Source organism: uncultured Sphingomonas sp. (assembly GCF_913776855.1).
Classification (GTDB): Bacteria; Pseudomonadota; Alphaproteobacteria; order Sphingomonadales; family Sphingomonadaceae; genus Sphingomonas.
In genome coordinates, this window is the sequence record NZ_CAJYQD010000048.1 from 63,727 (window position 1) to 83,633 (window position 19,907).

Consider the following 19,907-nt stretch of genomic DNA (forward strand, 5'->3'; position numbering starts at 1 on the left):
GGACTGACGGGGGTGCCTACCCCGCAACCAAAGCCGCATCCCGCAAACCGCGCCACACCCGGATCGCCTGAACCGTCTCCGCGACGTCATGCACCCGCACGATCTGCGCCCCGCGCTCGACCCCGGCCAGTGCCAGCGCGACCGATCCGCCCAGCCGCTGGTCGGCCGGCGCCTCGTTCGACAGCGCGCCGATAATCCGCTTGCGACTGGCGCCCAGCAGCACGGGACAGCCAAGCCCATGGAACAGCGCCAGTCCGTTCACCAGCGCCAGATTGTCCGACAGCGCCTTGCCGAACCCGATCCCCGGATCGACGATGATCTTCGCGCGATCGACCCCGCCCGCGACCACCGCGTCGACCCGTGCCTCCAGCCAGTCGAACACGTCGAGCAGCGGGTCGCCATAGCCGTTCCCGCCATGCGGCCCCTCCGCCGGTGCGGGCGAATGCATCAGCACGACCGGACACCCACGCGCCGCAACCACACCCAGCGCCTCGCGGTCATAGGCCAGCGCCGCGACATCGTTGACGATCTGCGCCCCCGCCGCCAGCGCCGCTTCCATCACCGCCGCCTTGCGCGTGTCGACCGACACCGCGACCCCGGCTGCCGCCAGCCGATCAGCGACCGGCACGACACGAGCGATCTCGTCGCCTTCCCACACGGTCGCCGCACCGGGCTTGGTCGACTCGCCGCCCAGATCGATCAGCGCCGCGCCCGCCGCCGCCATCGCGACGCCTGCTGCCGCAGCGCCCGCCGGATCGCCGACATGCGCGCCGCCATCCGAAAAACTGTCGGGCGTGACGTTGAGTATCCCCATCACCTGCGGCTGATCGAACCGCAACACCCGCTCGCCCAGCGTCAGCGGCGGCCGGGCGTCCGTGATCCGCCGGTGCAACAACCGCGCCCGCTCGGCACGTTCCGGCGAAAGTGTCGCGGTCCAGTCGGCGAACGTCTCGACCGGCACCGTGACCCGCAGCCCCGCCCGGTCGCGTACCTCATAGGCCGCGAACCACAGCATTCCCCCAGCCAGCCGCAGCGCCCCGCCATCGGGCAGCCCGACCGGCGTGTCGACAAAGCGGACCGGGCGCAGGTACATCAGGGCTGCGTCGCGAGCAGCCATTGCTGGCGCAGGGCATCGATCGCCACCAGCCCCTTCGGCCCTTCGGTGTGCCAGAAGGTCCAGCCATTGCACGACGGCGCATTCTGCAGCGTCGACCCCAGCTTGTGGATCGACCCCGCCGCCCCGCAATCGGACAGCAGCGAGCCATCGGCCAGAACCGTCGCACGGAAGCGCCGCTTGCTGTCCGTCACCACCGACCCCGGCGGCAACAGGCCGTTTTCGACCAACACGCCGAACGCCACGCGCGGCGGCTTGGTCGGCGCACGCATCGCGCGGATCGCCGATTCATCCAGCGGCAGCGCCGCTTCGATCCGGGCCGTCGCCGCTTCGACATAGGTCGCGTCGCGCTCGATCCCGATGAAATGCCGCCCCAGCCGCTTGGCGACCGCGCCGGTGGTGCCGGTGCCGAAGAACGGGTCCAGCACGACGTCGCCCGGCTTGGTCGATGCCAGCAACACGCGGTACAGCAGCGCCTCGGGCTTCTGCGTCGGGTGGACCTTCGTGCCCTCTTTGCGCAGCCGCTCCTGCCCGCCGCAAATCGGAAATTCCCAGTCCGATCGCATCTGCAACTCGTCGTTCAGCGTCTTCATCTGGCGATAGTTGAAGGTATAGCGCGCCTTCTCCCCCATCGATGCCCAGATCATCGTCTCATGCGCGTTGGTGAAGCGCGTGCCCTTGAAATTCGGCATCGGGTTCGACTTGCGCCACACGATATCGTTCAGGATCCAGAAGCCCTGGTCCTGCACGATCGATCCGACGCGGTAGATATTGTGATAGCTGCCGATGACCCAGATCGTGCCGTCGGGCTTCAGGATGCGGCGTGCTTCCTTCAGCCACGCCTTGGTGAAGCGATCATAGGCGGCGAAGCTGTCGAACTTGTCCCAATCGTCATCGACCGCATCGACTTGGCTGCCATCAGGCCGCAACAGGTCGCCGCCCAGCTGCAGGTTGTACGGCGGATCGGCGAAGATGCAGTCGATCGACTTGGCCGGCAGCGACCGCATCGCCTCGATGCAATCGTCCATCAGGATCCGGTCGAGCGGCAGCGTGACCGCCTTGGTCGCTGCCTTCTTCCGCCGGGTTTTCACTGCCACCATCGTCGTCATTCCCCTTGCATTGCCGCCATCTCGCGGAATCCACGAGTCGCGGTCAAGAGGTAATGCTTGACTCCTGAGAGCAGCCGGATTCGTTACGGCGACGAATCGAGTCGGCGCATGGCAGATATTGAGCGTACCGCCCCGCCCCAGACTCCATATCTGGTAGCACTCAACTCACCGCAAATCTTCTCCGGCACGGGAAGATCGTCAGAGAAGCAGCGCCTTCGCCACCGGTGCGAAGCTGCGCCGATGGAGCGGCGTCGCGCCCAGCGTGCGCAACCCCTCCAGATGCACCTTCGCGCCATAACCCTTGTTCGACGCCCAGCCATAGCCCGGATATTCCCGGTCCGCCGCGACCATCACCGCGTCACGCACCTCCTTCGCGACGATCGACGCGGCGGCGATCGACAGGCTGATCGCATCGCCACCGACCACCGCGACGCTCGGATGCCGCCAGTTCGGACAGCGATTGCCATCGACCAGCACCATGGCCGGCGCGATACCCAGCGCATCGACCGCGCGTTCCATTGCCAGCATCGTCGCCCACAGGATGTTCAGCCGGTCGATTTCCTCGACACTGGCGATCCCGACGCCCACCGTCGCGCAGTCCAGCAGCCGCGTGTGCAGCGCCGCGCGCCGCTTCGCGCTCAACTGCTTGGAATCGTTCAGCCCCTCGGGCACGCACTCGCGGTCGAGGATGACGGCGGCGGCGACCACCGGCCCGGCCAGTGGCCCGCGCCCCGCCTCGTCCACCCCCGCCACCGGCCCGGCATGGCGGGCCTCGTGGGAAAAATCAGGCATCGGCAATGCGCCACGGCGGGAAACGCCGCATCTCGCCCGCCTGGTACAGGCACACTTCGTTGCCCGCCGGATCGAACAGTCGCGCTTCGCGCCAGCCCCACGGCCGGTCGATCGGCTCCTGCGCGAACGACAGGCCCTGCCCTTTCAGATAATGGACCACGACGTGCAGGTCGCCGACCTCGAAATAGACCGCCGGGACCTTGCGCTCCTCGGTCATCTCGATCGAGAACGTCGCCCCGCCCTCGCTCTCGAACCGGGCATAGCGGCGGCTGGAACGTACGATCGCCTTCAATCCCAGCAAGCGATAGAAATGCTCGCTGGCCGGGACGTCGGTCGCCGGCACCGTCACCTGGTTCAGCATCGGCGACCAGCGCGACTGGTTGAGGTCCAGCCGCACCCCCTGCTGCGCCATCGGCCCCGCCCCGCGCCCCAGTTCGTCGGCGCCCAGCATCGCGATCCGCACGAAGCTGCGCGCGCGGCCGATCGCCTCGACCAGCGTCCATTCCTTCGCCAGTTCGCACGCGATCGCAGTCGACAGGGTACAGCCGGTGCCGTGCGTCGCCATGCCGTCGATACGGGGGCTGGACCATTCGACCCGCGGGGCCGCGCCGTTTCCGCGCTGATGCAGCCGGTCGACCAGCACTTCGCCCTCGCCGTGCCCGCCCTTTTCCAGCACCGCGCAACCGCGCGACAGCACCTCGCCCACGCCGCCCAGCGCCGCCAGTTCGGGCAGGTTTGGCGTCGCCACCGTGGCCACCGCCATCAACCGTTCGAACGCCGCGACCGTGGCCTCATCGGCCAGCCGCGCGCCGCTGGTGGAGATCATTACCGGGTCGAACACCACCGGCACGCCGGGCAGGTCGCGCAACCGGTCGGCCAATGCGTGCGCGGTGCGCGCCGATCCGATCATGCCGATCTTCACCGCATCGACGCCGATATCGCGCACCACGGCATCGATCTGCGCCATCACCATGTCGGTCGGGATCGGATGCACTGCATCGACGCCCAGTGTGTTCTGCGCGGTGACCGCGGTGATCGCCGTCATCGCGTGCGCGCCCAGCATTGTCGCGGTCTTGATATCCGCCTGGATACCGGCGCCCCCGCCGGAATCGGAACCGGCGACGATCAGGATACGGGGTGTGGTCATAGGGTGGGGTTAGCAGCGGCGGGAAGACGTTGAAAGTCCTCCCCGGCACGGGGAGGGGGACCAGTTAAGCTGGTGGAGGGGGTTGGCCGCATACGGAACCGTTGCGTTGCGCCGACACCCCCCTCCACCGTCCTTTGGACGGTCCCCCTCCCCGTGCCGGGGAGAATTATTTGCGGCGCGTCGGGCGATCCACCAACTCACCCCGACAATTCGGGCAGACCTCGTCCAGCTCGTCGGCACAATCCGCGCAGAAGGTGCATTCGCGCGAACAGATGAACGCGCCATGCGCCGCCGCGGGCAACGGCACCTCGCACCGCTCGCACGCGGGTTTCATCGCCAGCATCAGGCCGCCGCCTGCCGCACCGCGTCGCAGATGCGATCGACAACCTGTTCGACATGGGCCGCATCCTCGCCCTCGGCCATCACCCGGATCACCGGTTCGGTCCCCGACGCGCGCAGCACCAGCCGTCCGCGCCCGGACAGTTCGGCCTCGACGCCGGCGACCACATCCTTCACTCGCGGATCGTCGAGCGGCTTGCCCCCGGCGAAGCGGACATTCTTGAGCAGCTGCGGCAGCGGGTCGAAGCGGTGCAGCACCTCGCTCGCCGGCGCGCCGGCGCGCTTGATCTCGGCCAGCACCTGCAATGCCGCGACCAGCCCGTCGCCGGTCGTCGCATAGTCGGACAGGATGATATGCCCCGACTGTTCGCCACCGACATTATACCCGGCGCTGCGCATCTTTTCGAGGACATGACGATCCCCCACGGCGGTGCGGACGAGACCAAGACCCTGCGCCGCCAGATGCCGCTCCAGCCCCAGGTTCGACATGACGGTGGCGACCAGCCCGCCGCCCTTCAGCCGCCCGGCCCGCGCCCAGCTGGCGGCGATGGTCGCCATCAGCTGGTCGCCGTCGATCACCTTGCCCGCTTCGTCGACGACGATCAGCCGGTCGGCATCGCCGTCCAGCGCGATCCCGACCTGCGCGCCCGATGCGACGACGGTTTCGGACAGGGTCTGCGGCGCGGTCGACCCCACCCGGTCGTTGATGTTCTTGCCATTGGGGGTCACGCCGATCGCGATCACCTCCGCGCCCAGTTCCCACAGCGCCGACGGGGCGACGTTGTAGGCCGCGCCGTTCGCGCAATCGACGACCAGCTTCATGCCGTCGAGCCGCAGATTTTCGGGGAAGGTCGACTTGGCGAAGTGGATATAGCGTCCGCGCGCATCCTCGATCCGGTTGGCGCGACCAATGTCCCCCGGCGCCGACAGCTCAATCTCGCTGTCGATCAGTTCCTCGATCGCCAGTTCGTCGGCGTCGGACAGCTTGTATCCGTCCGGGCCGAACAGCTTGATGCCATTGTCCTGATACGGATTGTGGCTGGCAGAGATCATCACGCCCATATCGGCGCGCATCGAATGGGTCAGCATCGCGACCGCCGGGGTCGGCAGCGGCCCGACCAGCACCACGTCCATGCCCACCGAGGTAAAGCCCGCGACCATCGCATTTTCCAGCATATAGCCCGACAGGCGCGTGTCCTTGCCGATCACCACACGGTGGCGGTGGTCGCCCCGGCGGAAGTGCGCGCCCGCCGCCATGCCGATCCGCATCGCCATCTCGGCAGTCATCGGCTTGGTGTTGGTCAGGCCGCGAATACCGTCGGTGCCGAAATATTTCCTTGCCATCGTCACATACGCCTTCAGGTTGAGCGTTCGGTTGGGCGGGGTATTACCGCCACTTTTGCAAAAGGGCGAGCATGTCGCAGGCGACACGAATATTGGCGGGACTGGGTGCAGGGCTGGCACTGGGCGTGGTGCTGGCGGGACAATCGCCCGACACGGCCGTTTCGGGCATCGCCATCGCCGAACCGATCGGCACGGCGTGGCTCAACGCGCTGCGCATGACCATCGTGCCGCTGGTCGTGTCGCTGCTGATCACCGGCATCGCCCAGACGGCGGAAGCCGCGCGCGCCGGGCGGATCGCCACGCGTTCGCTATTGCTGTTCATCGCGATCCTGTGGACCTCCTCGGCGCTGGGCGCGCTGTTCACGCTGACGCTGCTCGACCTGTTTCCCTTGGGAAACACGGCGGCCGAAGCACTGCGATCGACCTTTGGCACCGCCGCCCCGGCGGCAAAGGTCCCGCCGTTCACCGACTTCCTCGTCGCGATTGTGCCGACCAACCCGGTTTCGGCGGCAGCGAACGACCAGTTCCTGCCGCTGATCCTGTTCACCCTCGTCTTCGGCTTTGCGCTGACCCGCCTGCCGCAGGACAATCGCGGCGTGCTGGTGCGCCTTTTCCAGGCGATTGCCGACACGATGCTGATCGTCATCAACTGGGTGTTGTGGCTGGGGCCGATCGGCGTGTTCGCATTGGGCTATGTCGTCGGCGCGCGGGCGGGCACGGCGGCGTTCGGCGCGCTGATCCATTATGTGCTGGTGCTGATGAGCGTAGGCCTCGGCATCTGGCTGCTCGCCTATCCGCTGGCGCGCTTCGGCGGGCGGGTGCCGATCAGCCGCTTCCTGAAGGCGACTGCGCCGGCACAGGCGGTGGCGATCTCGACGCAAAGCTCGCTCGCCTCGCTCCCCGCGATGCTGAAGGGCGCGGGCGATGTCGGCGTGCCGGTGGCGACGTCGGGCGTGGTGCTGCCGATGGCGGTGGCGCTGTTCCGGGCTACGGGGCCGGCAATGAACCTCGGCGTCGCGCTCTACGTCGCGCATGTGTTCGGCGTGCCGCTGGGCGCCGGACAGATCGCGGCAGGAATTGCGGCGGGCGCGATCACGACGATGGGCGCGGCGAGCCTGCCGGGGCAGATCAGCTTCGTCTCCTCGATCGCGCCGATCGCCGTCGCGATGGGGGTACCGGTCGAGCCGCTGGCGCTGCTGGTCGCGGTGGAGACGCTGCCGGACATCGTACGGACGCTGGGCAACGTGACGATGAATGTCGCGGTCACCGCGACGATCGGCGAACGCGTCGGCGGCTCGGCGACGAGCGAGGCCGATGTAATTCTGGCGGAGAGCTGACCAAGCCCGCCCGCCCGGCCGCGAACGTCATCCCAGCGAAGGTTGGGATCTCCCGGTAACGGAACGCGCGCCTCGCCGCGGGAGACCCCAGCCTTCGCTGGGGTGACGTATGTTACTTCATCAGCACCAGTTCTTCCGCCATCGTCGGATGCAAGGCCACCGTCTGGTCGAACTGGTCCTTGGTCAGCCCGGCCTTCACCGCGATCGCCGCCGCCTGCAAAATCTCCGGCGCATCCGGCCCGATCATGTGCAGCCCGACGATCCGCCCGGTCGTTTCCTCGCAGATCATCTTGTACAGCGCGCGGTCGTTGCGGCCGGCCAGCACGTTCTTCATCGGGCGGAAGTCGGACAGGTAGACCTTGACCGACCCGAGCTTGGTCTTCGCCTCGCCCTCGGTCATGCCGACGCCCGCCATCGGCGGATGGCTGAACACCGCGCTCGGGATGCAGTCGTAATCGAGCGTGACATCCTTGCCGCCATAGGTGCGGTCGGCGAACGCCTGGCCCTCGCGGATCGCGACCGGCGTCAGTTGCACCCGGTTGGTGACGTCGCCCACCGCATAGATGGACGGGCAGGACGACTGCGCCTGGTCGTTCACCTTGACCGCGCCCTTGTCGTCCAGCTCGACGCCCGCGCTCTCCAGCCCCAGCCCCTCGGTATTGGGCACGCGGCCAGTGGCGAACATCACCATGTCGACCGTCACCGGTTCATGGTTCGACATCTTGACGGTCAGGCAGCCATCCTCGCCCTTCTCGATGCCCTCGAACTCGGCATGGAAGCGGAACTCGATGCCCTTGGTCATCGAAATCTGCAGCAACCGGTCGCGGATCGATTCGTCATAGCCGCGCAGGATCACGTCGGTGCGGTTGATGAGGATGACGTGCGCGCCGAACTGGTGGAACACGCCCGCAAACTCGTTGGCGATATAGCCCGCCCCCGCGATCAGGATGCGCTTCGGGATCGCGTCGAGGTGGAACGCCTCGTTCGAGGTGATGCCATGTTCCGCACCGGGGCAGGTCGGCACCGCCGGCTTGGCCCCGACCGCGATCAGGATGCGCTCGGCCGTCACCTCGCGCCCGCTCGCCAGCCTAACCGAATGCGGTCCCGTAACCATCGCGCGTTCGTGCAGGATGTCGACGCCGTGATTCTCCAGCGTGCTGGTATAGGCGCCATTGATCCGGTCGACCTCGCTCAGCACATTGTCGCGCAGGCGCGGCCAGCTGAAGTCGCATTGCGGCGGCACGTCCCAGCCGAACGCGTTCGCATCGCGCAGATCCTCGGCGAAATGTGCGCCATACACCAGCAGCTTCTTCGGCACGCAGCCGCGGATGACGCAGGTCCCGCCGACGCGATATTCCTCGGCCACCGCCACCCTCGCGCCATGCGCCGCCGACACGCGGGCGGCGCGGGTGCCGCCCGATCCCGCGCCGATGACGAACAGGTCGTAATCATAGTCGCTCATGCAAGTCCCGCCCGTGCCAGAAGGTCGTTGGTCGACGCATCGAACGTCTGACCGCCCCGATCGGCTGCCTTCGCCATTTCCTTGCCCAGTTCGACGCCGAACTGGTCGAACGGGTTGATGCCCAGCAGCGCCGCGTTCACGAACACCCGCGCCTCGTAAAAGGCGATCAGCGCGCCCAGCGTGCGCGGGTCGAGGTCCTGCAGCAGGATGGCCGTCGACGGCCGGTCGCCGGCATAGGCGCGCGCCGGATCGGCATTGGCCTTGCCCGCCATCAGCGCCGCACCCTGCGCAAAGGCATTGAGCAGCAATTGCCGGTGATGCGCCGGGTCGAGCGTATCGCCCGCCTCGATCACCGCGACGAACTCCAGCGGCACGATCCGCGTGCCCTGGTGCAGCAACTGGAACACCGCGTGCTGCGCATCGGTGCCGACCCCGCCCCAGGTGATCGCCGCCGAATTACGGCCCAGCGGTTCGCCCGCCGCCGTCACCGACTTGCCGTTCGATTCCATCTCCAGCTGCTGTAGATAGGAGGGCAGCAACCGCAGCCGTTCGTCATAGGCAAAGGTCGCCCGCGTCTCGCAACCCTTGACCTGCGAGTAGTAGAGGTCGGCAAAGGCGGCCAGCACCGGCGCGTTCTTCGCCGGCTCGGTCAGGCGGAAGTGGCGGTCCATCTCGGCCGCACCCTCCAGCAATTCCTCATAGGCCTGGAACCCCAGTGCCAGCGCGAACGGGAATCCCAGCGTCGACCACAGCGAGTATCGCCCGCCGACCGACTCGGCGAACGGCAGCACGCGGGTTTCATCGACGCCCCATTCCACCGCCTTGTCCGGTGAAGCCGTCAGCGCGATCACGCGGCCGAACGGGTCCTCCACCCCGCCCTCGCGCATCCACGCCATCGCCGATTCGGCGTTCAGCATCGTCTCGGTCGTGGTAAAGGTCTTGGACGCGACGACCAGCAGCGTGGCGGCGGGATCGAACCCCTTAACCGCCTCCTCCATCGCCACCCCGTCGACGTTCGACACGATCGCGACATCGTACTTGTCCTCGTCACGCCCCAGCGCATCGAAGATCAGGTCGGGGCCAAGCGCCGATCCACCGATCCCGACGTGCAGGATGTGGCGGACGGGTCCGAACGCATCCGCCTCGATCGCGTCGATCACCTGCCGCATCCGCGACTGGAACGCCCGCGCCTGCGCCACATCGTCCGGATTGCCTTCGCCCCGCTCGGCAGTGTGGGTCGCGGCGCGCCCTTCAGTCACGTTGACCACCTGCCCCGCGAACAGCGCGTCGCGCTTGCCGGCCAGATCCATCGTGGCAGCAAGGCCGGTGAACGCCGCGATCGCGGCATCGTCGAGGTGCGTCTTGGCGAAATCGAAATGCAGCCCGCCGACATCGACGGTCAGCTTGGCCAGCCGGTCGGGATCATTTGCGAACAGTTCGGTGAGCTTCGTGCTGCCAAGCCCCTCGATCGCGGACCAGTCCTGCATCGCCATATCGTCCCTCGTGCTGTCGTCGGTTAGGATGGGGCTGCCCTAGAGCGGGGACCGGGGGGAGGTCCACTGTCTTCTACTTCGTTCCACCCAACGTGATGCCAGCGCAGGCTGGCATCTCCCTCCGCATCACGATACGCCTACCCGATGCGCGGCGGCTGAACCTATATCATGGCGAACCGCCCGTTCGGCATGACCTATGTCGGGGTGACCTCGAATCTGTCGGCGAGGGTGTGGCAACACCGACGGGATGAGGGGTCCGCCTATTGCCGGAAATACGGGATCAGGACGCTGGTGCTGGCAGAACGGCACGAAGACATCGGAAGCGCTATCCGGCGGGAGAAGGCGCTGAAGGCGTGGCGAACCGAATGGAAATACCGACTGATTGCTGAATCGAACCCGGAATGGCGGGACCTGTTTGACGGGATCGTGTTAGCCGAATGAGACCCCAGCCTGCGCTGGGGTGACGAACAAGGAAAAGATGACGGGCCGCATCACCCCATTGCCCCAAACGTTACCCCAGCGAAGGCTGGGGTCTCCCTCCGCTCCCGCCCGACCATCGGACAAACCCCCAACCCGCTTGACGCCTCGCCCCGGCGCAAGCATGGCTCGTTCCATGGCTCTCGACCCCGTACCGGCTTCCCTCACGCCGACTCCGCCCGCGCCCGCCCCCAAGCCGAAGCGTTCGGAGGGGGCCGACCTGATGGTCTTCCTGCTGAAGCTCGCCATCGTGGTGTTTATCATCCGGTCGTTCCTGTTCTCGCCCTTCTCGATCCCATCGGGGTCGATGCAGCCGCGGCTGATGATCGGCGACTATCTGTTCATCACCAAATGGAACTACGGCTATTCGCGCTATTCGCTGCCATGGGGCATCCCGCTGATCCCCGGCCGCATCCTGCCCCGCACGCCCGCGCGCGGCGACGTGGTGGTGTTCAAGGCACCGCCGGCCGCGAAGCAGGACTATATCAAGCGCGTGATCGGCATCCCCGGCGACACGGTGCAGATGCGTGGCGGCCAGCTGTTCCTGAACGGCAAGGCGATCCCGAAGCAACGCGTCGCCGACTGGATCGCGCCGGTGTCGCCCAATACCGATTGCGACTACAGCTTCCAGAAGGTCGTCGCGAACCAGCCGGTCTGCGCCTATCCGCAGTTCCGCGAGACGCTGCCCAATGGCAAGAGCTACAACGTCCTCGACCTCGGCACGACCGAGGCCGACGATACTGGCGTGTTCACCGTGCCCGCCGGCCACGCCTTCCTGATGGGCGATAATCGCGACGACAGCGCCGACAGCCGCTTCCCGGCACGCGAAGGCGGCGGCATCGGTATCGTTCCGCTGGAGAATATCGAGGGCAAGGCCGTCGTGAACTTCTTCTCGACCGATGGCTCGGCGCAGTGGCTGCTGCCATGGACCTGGGTATCGGCCGCGCGCTGGCACCGGATCGGGGAAGGCTTCTGAGCGACGCCCTCCATGGCTGGGTGGCGCAGGCACTGGGCCGCGCGCCGACCCGGATCGACGATTATGCGCGGGCGCTGACGCATGGCAGCACCGCGAAGGCGACTTATGAGCGGCTCGAATTTCTCGGCGACCGCGTGCTGGGGCTTGCCGTCGCCGAATGGTTGTACGAACGTTTCCCGGCGGAGAGCGAAGGCGCACTGTCGAAACGGTTCAATGCGCTGGTGACCGGCGCGGTCTGTGCGGAGATCGCCCGCGGCATCGGCGTCGTGCCGCATCTGAAGCTCGGCAAGCAGGCGCGCGACGATGGCGCGGGCGACAGCGACAATGTGCTGGGCGATGTGATGGAAGCGCTGATCGGCGCCTTCTACCTCGACCATGGCCATGACGCCGCCCGCACGTTGGTGCGCGATCTGTGGGGATCGCGAATCGACGCGCAGCTGCGCGTGCCGCGCCATCCCAAATCGGCGCTGCAGGAATGGGCCGCCGCCAACAACCGCCGCCCGCCCGAATATGCCATCGTCGACAAGAGCGGCTCCGGCCACGCCCCGCGCTTCACCGTGCGCGTGACCATCGGCAAGCTGGCGGCGGCCGAAGCGACGGGCACGTCGAAACAAGAGGCGGAAACGCTGGCGGCACAGGCATTGCTGGTGCAACTGGGCGGGTAGGACGGGCTTCCCGGTGCGGGTATCATCGTGCAGGCGGGGACCCAGAGCCACGAACGCCGCCCTGCCTTTGCTCTGAACCCCCAGCTGCGCACGAACTCGGCGGAAATCTGGATTAGAGCCGACGCCTAACCGTACCCCGGCGAAGGCCGGGGTCCAGTTGGGAAGGCTCTTCCGCATCTAACTCAGGTCCCACAACTGGACCCCGGCCTTCGCCGGGGTACGGATCGGAGACTTTCGCAGAGGTTGTGCCTGCGCGGGAGTACGCAGCTCTTGACTAGCGCATGATACGCGCAGCGCGTTCTGTAAAACCGCCGGCCGCCGACCCACCCAAAACGTCACACCAGCGAAGGCTGGGCCTCGTCCAGCTATTTGTACGAGCAGCCACCCGGAAATCCCGGCCTTCACCGGACTGACGTTCGGGTCAACCAAGCGATATCAGCGCGCGCCAGCCCCCGTCTGCTGCGCGAACTCGGCCTTGGTGACGTTCAGCACCAGTTTCCCGCGAACCTTGCCGAACACGTCCGCCGGGACCATCGCCCGCGAACTGCCTGCCAGCAACTGCACGCCCTCGGGCTTCACCGCCTCGATCGTGCCCAGCGCCACGCCGGTCTTGTCGAACACCGACGCGCCGACGGTCAGGTCGGCGGCGGTCGCCGCGACGATCGTTTTTGAACTGCGGCGCGACGCGCGGGCGTCGACGGTCGTGCCGGCTTCGTCGCGGATCTTGTCCAGCGCGAATTGCTGGTCGCGGTCGTTGTTGACGCTGTGCGTCGTGTCCTCGGAATTGGGGGAGCTGCTCGGCGCGCCGCCGACCGGTGCGATCTGCGCCTGCGCGATGCCTGCACCCGCCACCAACGATGCCAGTACCAGCGCGATTCTCGCCGTCATCCATCCCTCCATCATATCGTTGTTTGCGCTAACGCTAACCCGCCCTGCGCCCGCTCGCAAAGGTTTCCGTCGTTACCGCCCGCCCAGGACCCGCAATTCGATCCGCCACCATCCGATTGCCCACAGCGCGCCGAACAACCAGCCGGCCAGCACGTCGCTCGGCCAATGCACGCCCAGATAGACCCGGCTGACCCCGATCGCGACCACCAGCAGCGCGGCGGACCCCATCGCAAACGCCCGCGCTGCCGGCTGGCGCAGCAACGGCCAGGCGAGCGTCGCCAGCGTCAGATAGACGATCGCCGAATTGGCAGCATGGCCGCTCGGAAAGCTGTTCGACGTCTCCGCCATCAGGTGCGGCACCAGGTCGGGGCGCGTGCGGGCGATAGCGTGCTTGAACAGGACATTGGCCCAGCTGCCGCCGGCACACGCCGCCGCGACCAGCGCGCCTGTCCGCCACCGCCCGGCGCTGGCGAGTAACAGCGCGACGAAGGCGACGACCAGCGCCAGTACCGTCGTACTGCCGAGCGCCGTAATGTCGCGCACCATCGACGTGAATTTCGCCGATGCGACCGGCGCGCCATCGGCGCCGCGCAGCGCCAGCAACAACCGCCGGTCGAACGCGAAGCTGCTCCCCGCCACCACCCGGTCCGCCAGGAAGAACAGCGTGAGCAGCACGAACCCGGCGGCGGCGATGCCGATGATGCTCCACGGAACGCGACGGGACGGGCGGGGTTCAGGACGAAGGGTGTCGCTCATGCCTGTCGCAACGCGGGAGCGCGATAAAGTGACGCCCGAAAACCATAGCAGGAGTGCGATGCGTGAAGAAACTGATCCCCCTTGTGGCGCTGGGCGCATTGGCGCTGTCGGCGTGCGGCGACCAGAAGACCGGCTCGACCACCCTGACCAGCAATTCCGCGACCGGTGAAGTCGTGTCCTCGGAAACCGGATCGGGTGCCGAAACGCCGAAGCTGCAAGCCGGCAAGTGGGAGGTCCGCACGCAGGTCAGCGACCTGAAGATGGCGAACATGCCCGCCGGAATGCCCGCCAACCCGCCGGCCCAGACCGCCAGCGTCTGCATTACGCCCGAACAGGCGGCAAAGGGTCCCGAGGAGATGCTGAAGCAGTCCGGCGCGGACTGTACCGTCACCAGCAACAGCTTCGCCGGCGGCAAGATCGAAAGCGAAGTCAGCTGCAAGCTGCCCGGCGACACGCAGATGAAGGGCAAGACGACCGGCACCTTCACGCCGACCAGCTTCACGACCGATCAGCAGATGGAAATGACCGGCAAGACCACGATGTCGCAAAAGGTCCATGTCGAGGGCAAGCGCATCGGTGAGTGCGAGCCTAAGTAACGGCGAACGCCGAAGAATCCCGGCGGTGCGGATGTGGTGAGCCCGTCGGGATTCGAACCCGAGACCTACAGATTAAAAGTCCGTTGCTCTACCAACTGAGCTACGGGCCCACGAAGCCCCCGCCCCTAGTCCCGTGGACGGGCGCGGTCAACCAGTTGGTGCAGCTGGCGGATCGTCCGTCCCGACACCGGATCGCGCCAGTCGGGTGCGACGTGCCGCAGCGGGCCGAGCACGAACGACCGCTCGCGAAACGCGATATGCGGCACGCAAAGGCCGGGACTGTGCCAGCTGCCCCCCGACCACAGGATGATGTCGAGGTCGATCACCCGCGCTCCCCAGCGTCGGCCGCGTCTCCGGCCGAAGCTGCGTTCGATGACCTTCAACTGCGCAAGCATATCGGGCGGCGACAGCGACGTATCCAACAACAGCACGGTGTTGGCATAGCGCCTGAGCGACGGCCCCAGCGGCGCGCTGGCCACGATCGGCGCGATGGCGCGCACGCCAGCCAACGCGGCGATGGCGGCACGTACTTCGGCGACCGGACCGCCATGTCGGCCCGGTCGGTTCGAACCGATCGCAATCGCATAGGTTGAGGTCGTCATCGGCTGCGCCTATCGGCTGAGGATGGAAACCGCTACCCCCACCGACACCGCCCCTGCCCCTGCCCCTGCCCCCGCCCCCGACATGCACGATCCCGCGCGCGACTGCCCGTTCTGCCCGCGCCTCGTCCAGCTGCGCGAAAGCCTGCGCGTCGAACATCCGAACTGGTGGAACGCCCCGGTTCCGCCGCTCGCCGACACCGATCCGTGGCTGGCGATCATCGGCCTCGCCCCCGGCTTGCAGGGTGCCAACCGCACCGGTCGCCCCTTTACCGGCGATCGGTCCGGGCCACTGTTCTGGAACACGCTGGTCGAAGCGGGTTTGGCGGAAGGGGCCTATGCCGGCAAGGTCGGCGACGCACCGGTTCCCAAGGGGATCGCCATCGTCAACGCCGTCCGCTGCCTCCCGCCCGAGAACAAGCCGACGCCAGAGGAAATCCGCACCTGCCGCCCGTTCCTCGACGCCGACCTGTCGGCGATGCCATCGCTGCGGGTCGTCGTCGCGCTGGGCGCTGTCGCGCACCAGTCGGCGGTGAAGGCGCTGGGCGGCCGCCTGCCCAAGGCACGGTTCGGGCATCTGGCAGAGCATCGGATGCCAAGCGGGGTTGTGCTGATCGATAGCTATCACTGCTCTCGCTACAACCAGAATACCGGACGGTTGACGCCCGAGATGTTCGCCGAGGTCTTCGCGCGTGCCATCGACGTCGGCGGGGTCGCCTAAAAGCGCTTGTGCCGCGCCACCACCGCGATAGCCTGTGCCGAAGACCTTGGGGGAATATCGAATGTATCGTCGCCACTTCGTCGCGCTGATGGCGCTCGCGCCGCTTGCCGGCAGCTTTCCGGCACTGGCGCAAAGCGGACCGGCGGGTGATTTCGCGCGGCTGGCGAAACGCTATCTCGACGGCATGGCGCGGCTGCATCCGGCCTATGCCACCGCGCTCGGCAACCACGCCTATGACGATCAGGTGGAGGACCTGTCCGCCGCCGGGCGCGCACGCGATGCGGCGTTCCTGCGCGCGACGCTGAGCGAACTCGACGCGATCCCCCGCGCATCCTTGTCACGCGACGATCAGGTCGATGCCGCGCTGCTCGACAATGAATTGCGCTATCAGCTGTGGACGCTGGAAGAATTGCAGCCGTTCGCGTGGGACCCGCAGGGCGCGGCAGGTACCATCTCGGGCGGACTGTACGCGCTGGCCGCGCGCGATTTCGCGCCTTGGCCGCAGCGGCTGCGCTCGGCGACGAAGCGGATGGAACAGGTCCCGGCGATGTTCGCGCAGATGCGGGAGAGCATCGTGCCAGCGCGCGTGCCGGCGATCTATGCGACCACCGTCGCCAGGCAGAATGCGGGCGTGCTGCAGATCGTCGACACGATGCTGGCGCCGCACCGCGCGACGCTGGGCCGTGCCGATCGCGCGCGCTTCGACCGCGCGGTCGCGACGCTGAAGAACGCGACCGCCGAACAGCAACGCTGGCTCGACATGGTGCTGGTTCCGGCGGCCAAGGGGGATTTCCGCCTCAGCCCGGAGCTATACGACCAGAAGGTGAAATTCGCCCTGCTCTCCCCCCTCTCGCGGACCGAGATCAAGGCGCGCGCCGTCCGCGCCGCCGCGGACACGCGGGCGGAAATGTACGGCCTTGCCCGCCTCGTCCTGCGCGGCCGGCCCAAGGCACCGCCGACGCCGGCAAGGCCGACCGCGGCCCAGCAGCAAAGGGCGATCGAGGCCGCGCTGGAGATGAGCTACGCCCGCCGGCCGACCCGGTCGCAGGTGATGGCCAAGGCGCGATCGACGCTGGAGCAGGCCACCGCCTTCGTCCGCGAAAAGAAACTGGTCCGCGTGCCGACCACCCCGGTCCAGATCATCGAGATGCCCAAGTTCCAGCAGGGCGTGTCGGTCGCCTATTGCGACAGTCCGGGGCCGCTCGAAAAGAATCTAGGCACCTTCTATGCCGTGTCGCCAATCCCGGCAGACTGGACCGAGACGCAGACGACCTCGTTCCTGCGCGAATATAACGACTATATGATCCACGACCTGTCGATCCACGAGGCGATGCCGGGCCATTACCTCCAGATCGCGCACAGCAACGAGAACAAGTCGGTGCTGCGCGCGGTACTGTCGTCGGGACCGTTCGTCGAAGGCTGGGCCGTCTATGCAGAGAGGATGATGGCCGATGCCGATTATCTGGACGGCGACCCCCTGTTCAAGCTGACCGTGCTGAAGATGCGGATGCGCTCGATCACCAACACCCTGCTCGACATCGGCATCCATACCGAAGGGTTGACCGAGGCGCAGGCGATGAAGCTGATGATGCAGGGCGCGTTCCAGCAGGAGCGCGAGGCGGCGGGCAAATGGACCCGCGCCCGGCTGGGGTCGACGCAGCTGCTCAGCTATTTCGTCGGCTATAGCGAGCATATGGATATGCGGCGCGAGGCTCAGCGCCGGGCGGGCGGCAAGTTCGACCTGATGCGCTACAACGACGCGGCGATTTCGCACGGTTCGCCGCCGGTGCGGTTCGTGCGGGCGCTGATGTTCGGCGAAGCGATCGCGGTAATTCCTCCCCGCTCCGCGGGGAGGAATTACCGCGCCATGAACGCCGCGCGATATTCCGGCTTCACCACGCGCAACACGGCCGGCGTCACCGGCAGCGTATATTCATACGGCCCCTCGGCATAGGAACCGGCGACATATTGGTCGGCTATCAGGCCGATGCGGTCGAACGCCTTGCCGTTGGACGATCCCAGCAGCACCGTCAGTTCCTTCACGTCCGGGCATTTCCCGAAGATGTCGTCCTCGGACGATGCCGACCCGAGTCGCCGGACGCGCTCGCGCTGCAACCAGGCGCACCATGGTTTCGCCACCGCCGCCTGCAACGCGGGAACCGACACGAACACGGCCTTGGGATCGAGCCGCTTGCCCGCGCGCTTGTCCCACAACAGTCCGCCCGATCCGGTCGAACCGTGCGCGCCGCCGGTATAGCCATAGACGCTCATCGACAGACTGAGGAACCGCGGGGTATCCGCCACGACCTGCCATTCCTTCGACGCGTCATATTTGCGGAAAGGCGATCCGTCGCGACGGGTTTCGCGACGAAACGCCGCCGCATCGGAGGCGGTCTTTGCGCGCAGCTTCGCCCTGTCCGCCTCGACCCACACCTTCAGCGGTGCGATCCGGGCGACCTGTGGCGGGTAGACATAGGCGAAGTCGTAATCCGCCGATTGCGCCAGCGCGGCCGGTGCCGCACTGACAATCGCCACCAACATCATCATCGTCCGTCGCATCATCCGTACAGCCTCCCGTCCCGGCAATCCTGACGCCGGAAGGCTGTACGGGCGATGACCAGAGGGTCAGTCGGCGAACAGCAGAACCGGCGTCTCGATCAACCGCTTCAACGCCTGAACATAACTGGCGGCATCATGGCCGTCGACGACGCGGTGGTCGCAGCTGATCGACAGGTTCATCAGCTTGGCCTTGACGATCTCTTCGCCGCCGCCCGCCCGCGCACGGAACACCGGACGCTCGACGATGCGGTTCGGGCCGATGATCGCGACTTCGGGCCGGTTGATGACCGGCGTCGTCGCGATCCCGCCCAGGGGGCCGAGCGACGTTACGGTGATCGTGCCGCCCGACAGTTCCTCGGACTTCGCCTTGCCGGTCCGCGCCGCTTCGGCAAGGCGGGCGATCTCGCCAGCCAGTTGCCACGGGTTCATGTCCTGCGCATCGCGGATCACCGGTACCATGAGTCCGGCGTCGGTCTGCGCCGCCATGCCCAGATGCACCCGTCCGAACCGCGTCACGACGCCCGCCTCGTCATCATAGCGGGCGTTGAGCATCGGGAAATCAGGCAGCGTGCGACAGATGGCAACGATCAGCAGCGGCAGCATGGTGAGCTTCGGCCGGTGACCCCGGCCGGCGTTCAGGTCGGCGCGCATCGCCTCCAGCGCCGTCACGTCGATTTCCTCGACATAGGTGAAGTGCGGGATGTGCCGCTTGGCCGCCGCCATGTTCTCGGCGATGCGACGACGCATTCCGATGACCTTGACCGCTTCGTCCGGTCGGGCACGCGAGGCGTGCGGAGCGCGATAGCCCTGTGCGCTGCCGTAGCGGAGATATGCGTCGAGGTCGGCGTGGCGGATATGCGGGCCGTCGTGATGGACCGCGGACAGGTCAATGCCGAGGTCCTTTGCCCGCTGGCGGACGGCGGGGGAGGCCAAAGCTCCTCCCCGCTCGCGGGGAGGGGGACCGTTCGCAGGACGGTGGAGGGGGGTGGCCTCCTGCGGAACGCTCGCGGGGGTTGCGTTCAGCGGCGCTCCCCCTCCACCATGCTGCGCATGGTCCCCCTCCCCGTACCGGGGAGGATCTTGTGCCGCAATCTCCTCGACGCCCGGATTTTCCGCCTCGACGCGCTCGGGTTCGGCCGGTTGCACGACCTCACCCTCGGTCTCGATCACCACCAACGTCGATCCGATCGCGATCTGGTCGCCCGGTTCTCCCGCCAGTTCGATCACCGTGCCCGCGACCGGGCTTTCCATTTCGACCGTCGCCTTGTCGGTCATCATGTCGGCCAGACGGCCGTCTTCCTCGACGCGGTCGCCGACGGCGACGTGCCACGAGACGATCTCGGCTTCGGAAATGCCTTCGCCGATATCGGGCAGGCGGAAAGAGAAACGTGCCATGGCGGTTCAGTCCTGCATGATCTTCTTGAGCGCCTGTCCGATGCGGACCGGCCCCGGGAAATACGCCCATTCGAGGCTGTGCGGATACGGCGTGTCGAAGCCGGTCACGCGCTCGATCGGCGCTTCGAGATGGTGGAA

The 19,907-nt window shown here is 67.1% G+C and carries 20 protein-coding genes, 1 tRNA gene and 1 pseudogene; 7 read left to right on the plus strand and 15 right to left on the minus strand.

Translation table 11 applies throughout. The features are described 5' to 3' along the window. Nucleotides 1-16: 16 nt before the first annotated feature. The 6 genes from folP to glmM all read right to left on the minus strand — a co-directional run bounded on the left by folP (nt 17) and on the right by glmM (nt 5,845). Nucleotides 17-1,093, minus strand: coding sequence for a dihydropteroate synthase (folP, locus tag QZ755_RS15045; protein ID WP_294324461.1), 1,077 nt, complete (start codon nt 1,091-1,093; stop codon nt 17-19). After that, a complete protein-coding gene (locus QZ755_RS15050; RefSeq protein WP_294324462.1) occupies nt 1,093-2,214 on the minus strand; it encodes a site-specific DNA-methyltransferase in 1,122 nt (373 codons plus the stop codon). The genes folP and QZ755_RS15050 overlap by 1 nt, the downstream gene beginning before the upstream one ends. Before the next feature lie 207 nt (nt 2,215-2,421). Next, nucleotides 2,422-3,015 (minus strand): ribonuclease HII, encoded by a 594-nt coding sequence (locus tag QZ755_RS15055; RefSeq protein WP_294324463.1) that lies wholly within the window; start codon nt 3,013-3,015, stop codon nt 2,422-2,424. After that, a complete protein-coding gene (gene thiD, locus QZ755_RS15060; protein ID WP_294324465.1) occupies nt 3,008-4,162 on the minus strand; it encodes a bifunctional hydroxymethylpyrimidine kinase/phosphomethylpyrimidine kinase in 1,155 nt (384 codons plus the stop codon). Before thiD ends, QZ755_RS15055 begins: the two co-directional genes overlap by 8 nt. 166 nt (nt 4,163-4,328) lie before the next feature. Then, nucleotides 4,329-4,505, minus strand: coding sequence for a DUF1272 domain-containing protein (locus QZ755_RS15065; protein ID WP_294324467.1), 177 nt, complete (start codon nt 4,503-4,505; stop codon nt 4,329-4,331). Further along, nucleotides 4,505-5,845: a phosphoglucosamine mutase gene (gene glmM, locus QZ755_RS15070; RefSeq protein ID WP_294324499.1), complete on the minus strand. Its 1,341-nt coding sequence runs from the start codon at nt 5,843-5,845 to the stop codon at nt 4,505-4,507. The genes QZ755_RS15065 and glmM overlap by 1 nt, the downstream gene beginning before the upstream one ends. Before the next feature lie 71 nt (nt 5,846-5,916). On the opposite strand from glmM, the gene QZ755_RS15075 reads away from it, so the two are divergent. Next, the gene (locus QZ755_RS15075; RefSeq protein WP_294324469.1) at nt 5,917-7,182 is read left to right on the plus strand and encodes a cation:dicarboxylase symporter family transporter; all 1,266 of its coding nucleotides are present in this window, start codon (nt 5,917-5,919) and stop codon (nt 7,180-7,182) included. A gap of 112 nt (nt 7,183-7,294) precedes the next feature. Here QZ755_RS15075 and gorA read toward each other — a convergent pair whose 3' ends face one another. Next, the gene (gene gorA, locus QZ755_RS15080) at nt 7,295-8,644 is read right to left on the minus strand and encodes a glutathione-disulfide reductase (protein ID WP_294324471.1); all 1,350 of its coding nucleotides are present in this window, start codon (nt 8,642-8,644) and stop codon (nt 7,295-7,297) included. After that, nucleotides 8,641-10,131 (minus strand): glucose-6-phosphate isomerase, encoded by a 1,491-nt coding sequence (pgi, locus tag QZ755_RS15085; protein WP_294324473.1) that lies wholly within the window; start codon nt 10,129-10,131, stop codon nt 8,641-8,643. The genes gorA and pgi overlap by 4 nt, the downstream gene beginning before the upstream one ends. A 174-nt stretch (nt 10,132-10,305) precedes the next feature. Here pgi and QZ755_RS15090 point away from each other — a divergent pair, with 174 nt between their 5' ends. The 3 genes from QZ755_RS15090 (at nt 10,306) to rnc (ending at nt 12,255) form a co-directional block, all read left to right on the plus strand. After that, the gene (locus tag QZ755_RS15090; protein ID WP_294324475.1) at nt 10,306-10,578 is read left to right on the plus strand and encodes a GIY-YIG nuclease family protein; all 273 of its coding nucleotides are present in this window, start codon (nt 10,306-10,308) and stop codon (nt 10,576-10,578) included. 259 nt (nt 10,579-10,837) lie between these two features. Next, nucleotides 10,838-11,590, plus strand: coding sequence for a signal peptidase I (lepB, locus tag QZ755_RS15095; protein WP_294324500.1), 753 nt, complete (start codon nt 10,838-10,840; stop codon nt 11,588-11,590). Next, the gene (gene rnc / locus QZ755_RS15100; RefSeq protein WP_294324476.1) at nt 11,539-12,255 is read left to right on the plus strand and encodes a ribonuclease III; all 717 of its coding nucleotides are present in this window, start codon (nt 11,539-11,541) and stop codon (nt 12,253-12,255) included. The genes lepB and rnc overlap by 52 nt, the downstream gene beginning before the upstream one ends. A gap of 435 nt (nt 12,256-12,690) precedes the next feature. Here rnc and QZ755_RS15105 read toward each other — a convergent pair whose 3' ends face one another. Both QZ755_RS15105 and QZ755_RS15110 read right to left on the minus strand, forming a co-directional pair. After that, entirely contained in the window at nt 12,691-13,143 is a 453-nt protein-coding gene (locus QZ755_RS15105; RefSeq protein WP_294324478.1) for a hypothetical protein, read from the minus strand. Between the two features lie 72 nt (nt 13,144-13,215). Beyond that, nucleotides 13,216-13,899 (minus strand): phosphatase PAP2 family protein, encoded by a 684-nt coding sequence (locus tag QZ755_RS15110; protein WP_294324480.1) that lies wholly within the window; start codon nt 13,897-13,899, stop codon nt 13,216-13,218. A 62-nt stretch (nt 13,900-13,961) separates the two neighbouring features. Between QZ755_RS15110 and QZ755_RS15115 the strand changes: the two genes are divergently transcribed. Then, the gene (locus QZ755_RS15115; protein WP_294324482.1) at nt 13,962-14,495 is read left to right on the plus strand and encodes a DUF3617 domain-containing protein; all 534 of its coding nucleotides are present in this window, start codon (nt 13,962-13,964) and stop codon (nt 14,493-14,495) included. A 34-nt stretch (nt 14,496-14,529) separates the two neighbouring features. Here QZ755_RS15115 and QZ755_RS15120 read toward each other — a convergent pair. Then, a tRNA-Lys gene (locus tag QZ755_RS15120) sits at nt 14,530-14,605 on the minus strand. 15 nt (nt 14,606-14,620) lie between these two features. Continuing rightward, entirely contained in the window at nt 14,621-15,097 is a 477-nt protein-coding gene (folK, locus tag QZ755_RS15125; RefSeq protein WP_294324484.1) for a 2-amino-4-hydroxy-6-hydroxymethyldihydropteridine diphosphokinase, read from the minus strand. Between the two features lie 82 nt (nt 15,098-15,179). On the opposite strand from folK, the gene QZ755_RS15130 reads away from it, so the two are divergent. Continuing rightward, nucleotides 15,180-15,815: a uracil-DNA glycosylase gene (locus QZ755_RS15130; protein WP_294324502.1), complete on the plus strand. Its 636-nt coding sequence runs from the start codon at nt 15,180-15,182 to the stop codon at nt 15,813-15,815. A 61-nt stretch (nt 15,816-15,876) separates the two neighbouring features. Next, nucleotides 15,877-17,769: a DUF885 domain-containing protein gene (locus QZ755_RS15135; RefSeq protein ID WP_294324486.1), complete on the plus strand. Its 1,893-nt coding sequence runs from the start codon at nt 15,877-15,879 to the stop codon at nt 17,767-17,769. On the opposite strand, the gene QZ755_RS15140 is transcribed toward QZ755_RS15135, so the two are convergent. From QZ755_RS15140 to QZ755_RS15150, 3 genes and pseudogenes are all read right to left on the minus strand, one after another. Next, nucleotides 17,673-18,362, minus strand: coding sequence for a DUF4163 domain-containing protein (locus QZ755_RS15140; protein WP_294324490.1), 690 nt, complete (start codon nt 18,360-18,362; stop codon nt 17,673-17,675). The two genes, QZ755_RS15135 and QZ755_RS15140, sit on opposite strands and share 97 nt — an antisense overlap. 78 nt (nt 18,363-18,440) lie before the next feature. Then, nucleotides 18,441-19,769, minus strand: a complete 1,329-nt coding sequence (locus tag QZ755_RS15145) for a dihydrolipoamide acetyltransferase family protein (protein ID WP_294324492.1) — start codon at nt 19,767-19,769, stop codon at nt 18,441-18,443. Between the two features lie 6 nt (nt 19,770-19,775). Further along, nucleotides 19,776-19,907: pseudogene (locus QZ755_RS15150) on the minus strand (alpha-ketoacid dehydrogenase subunit beta); the annotation flags it as partial.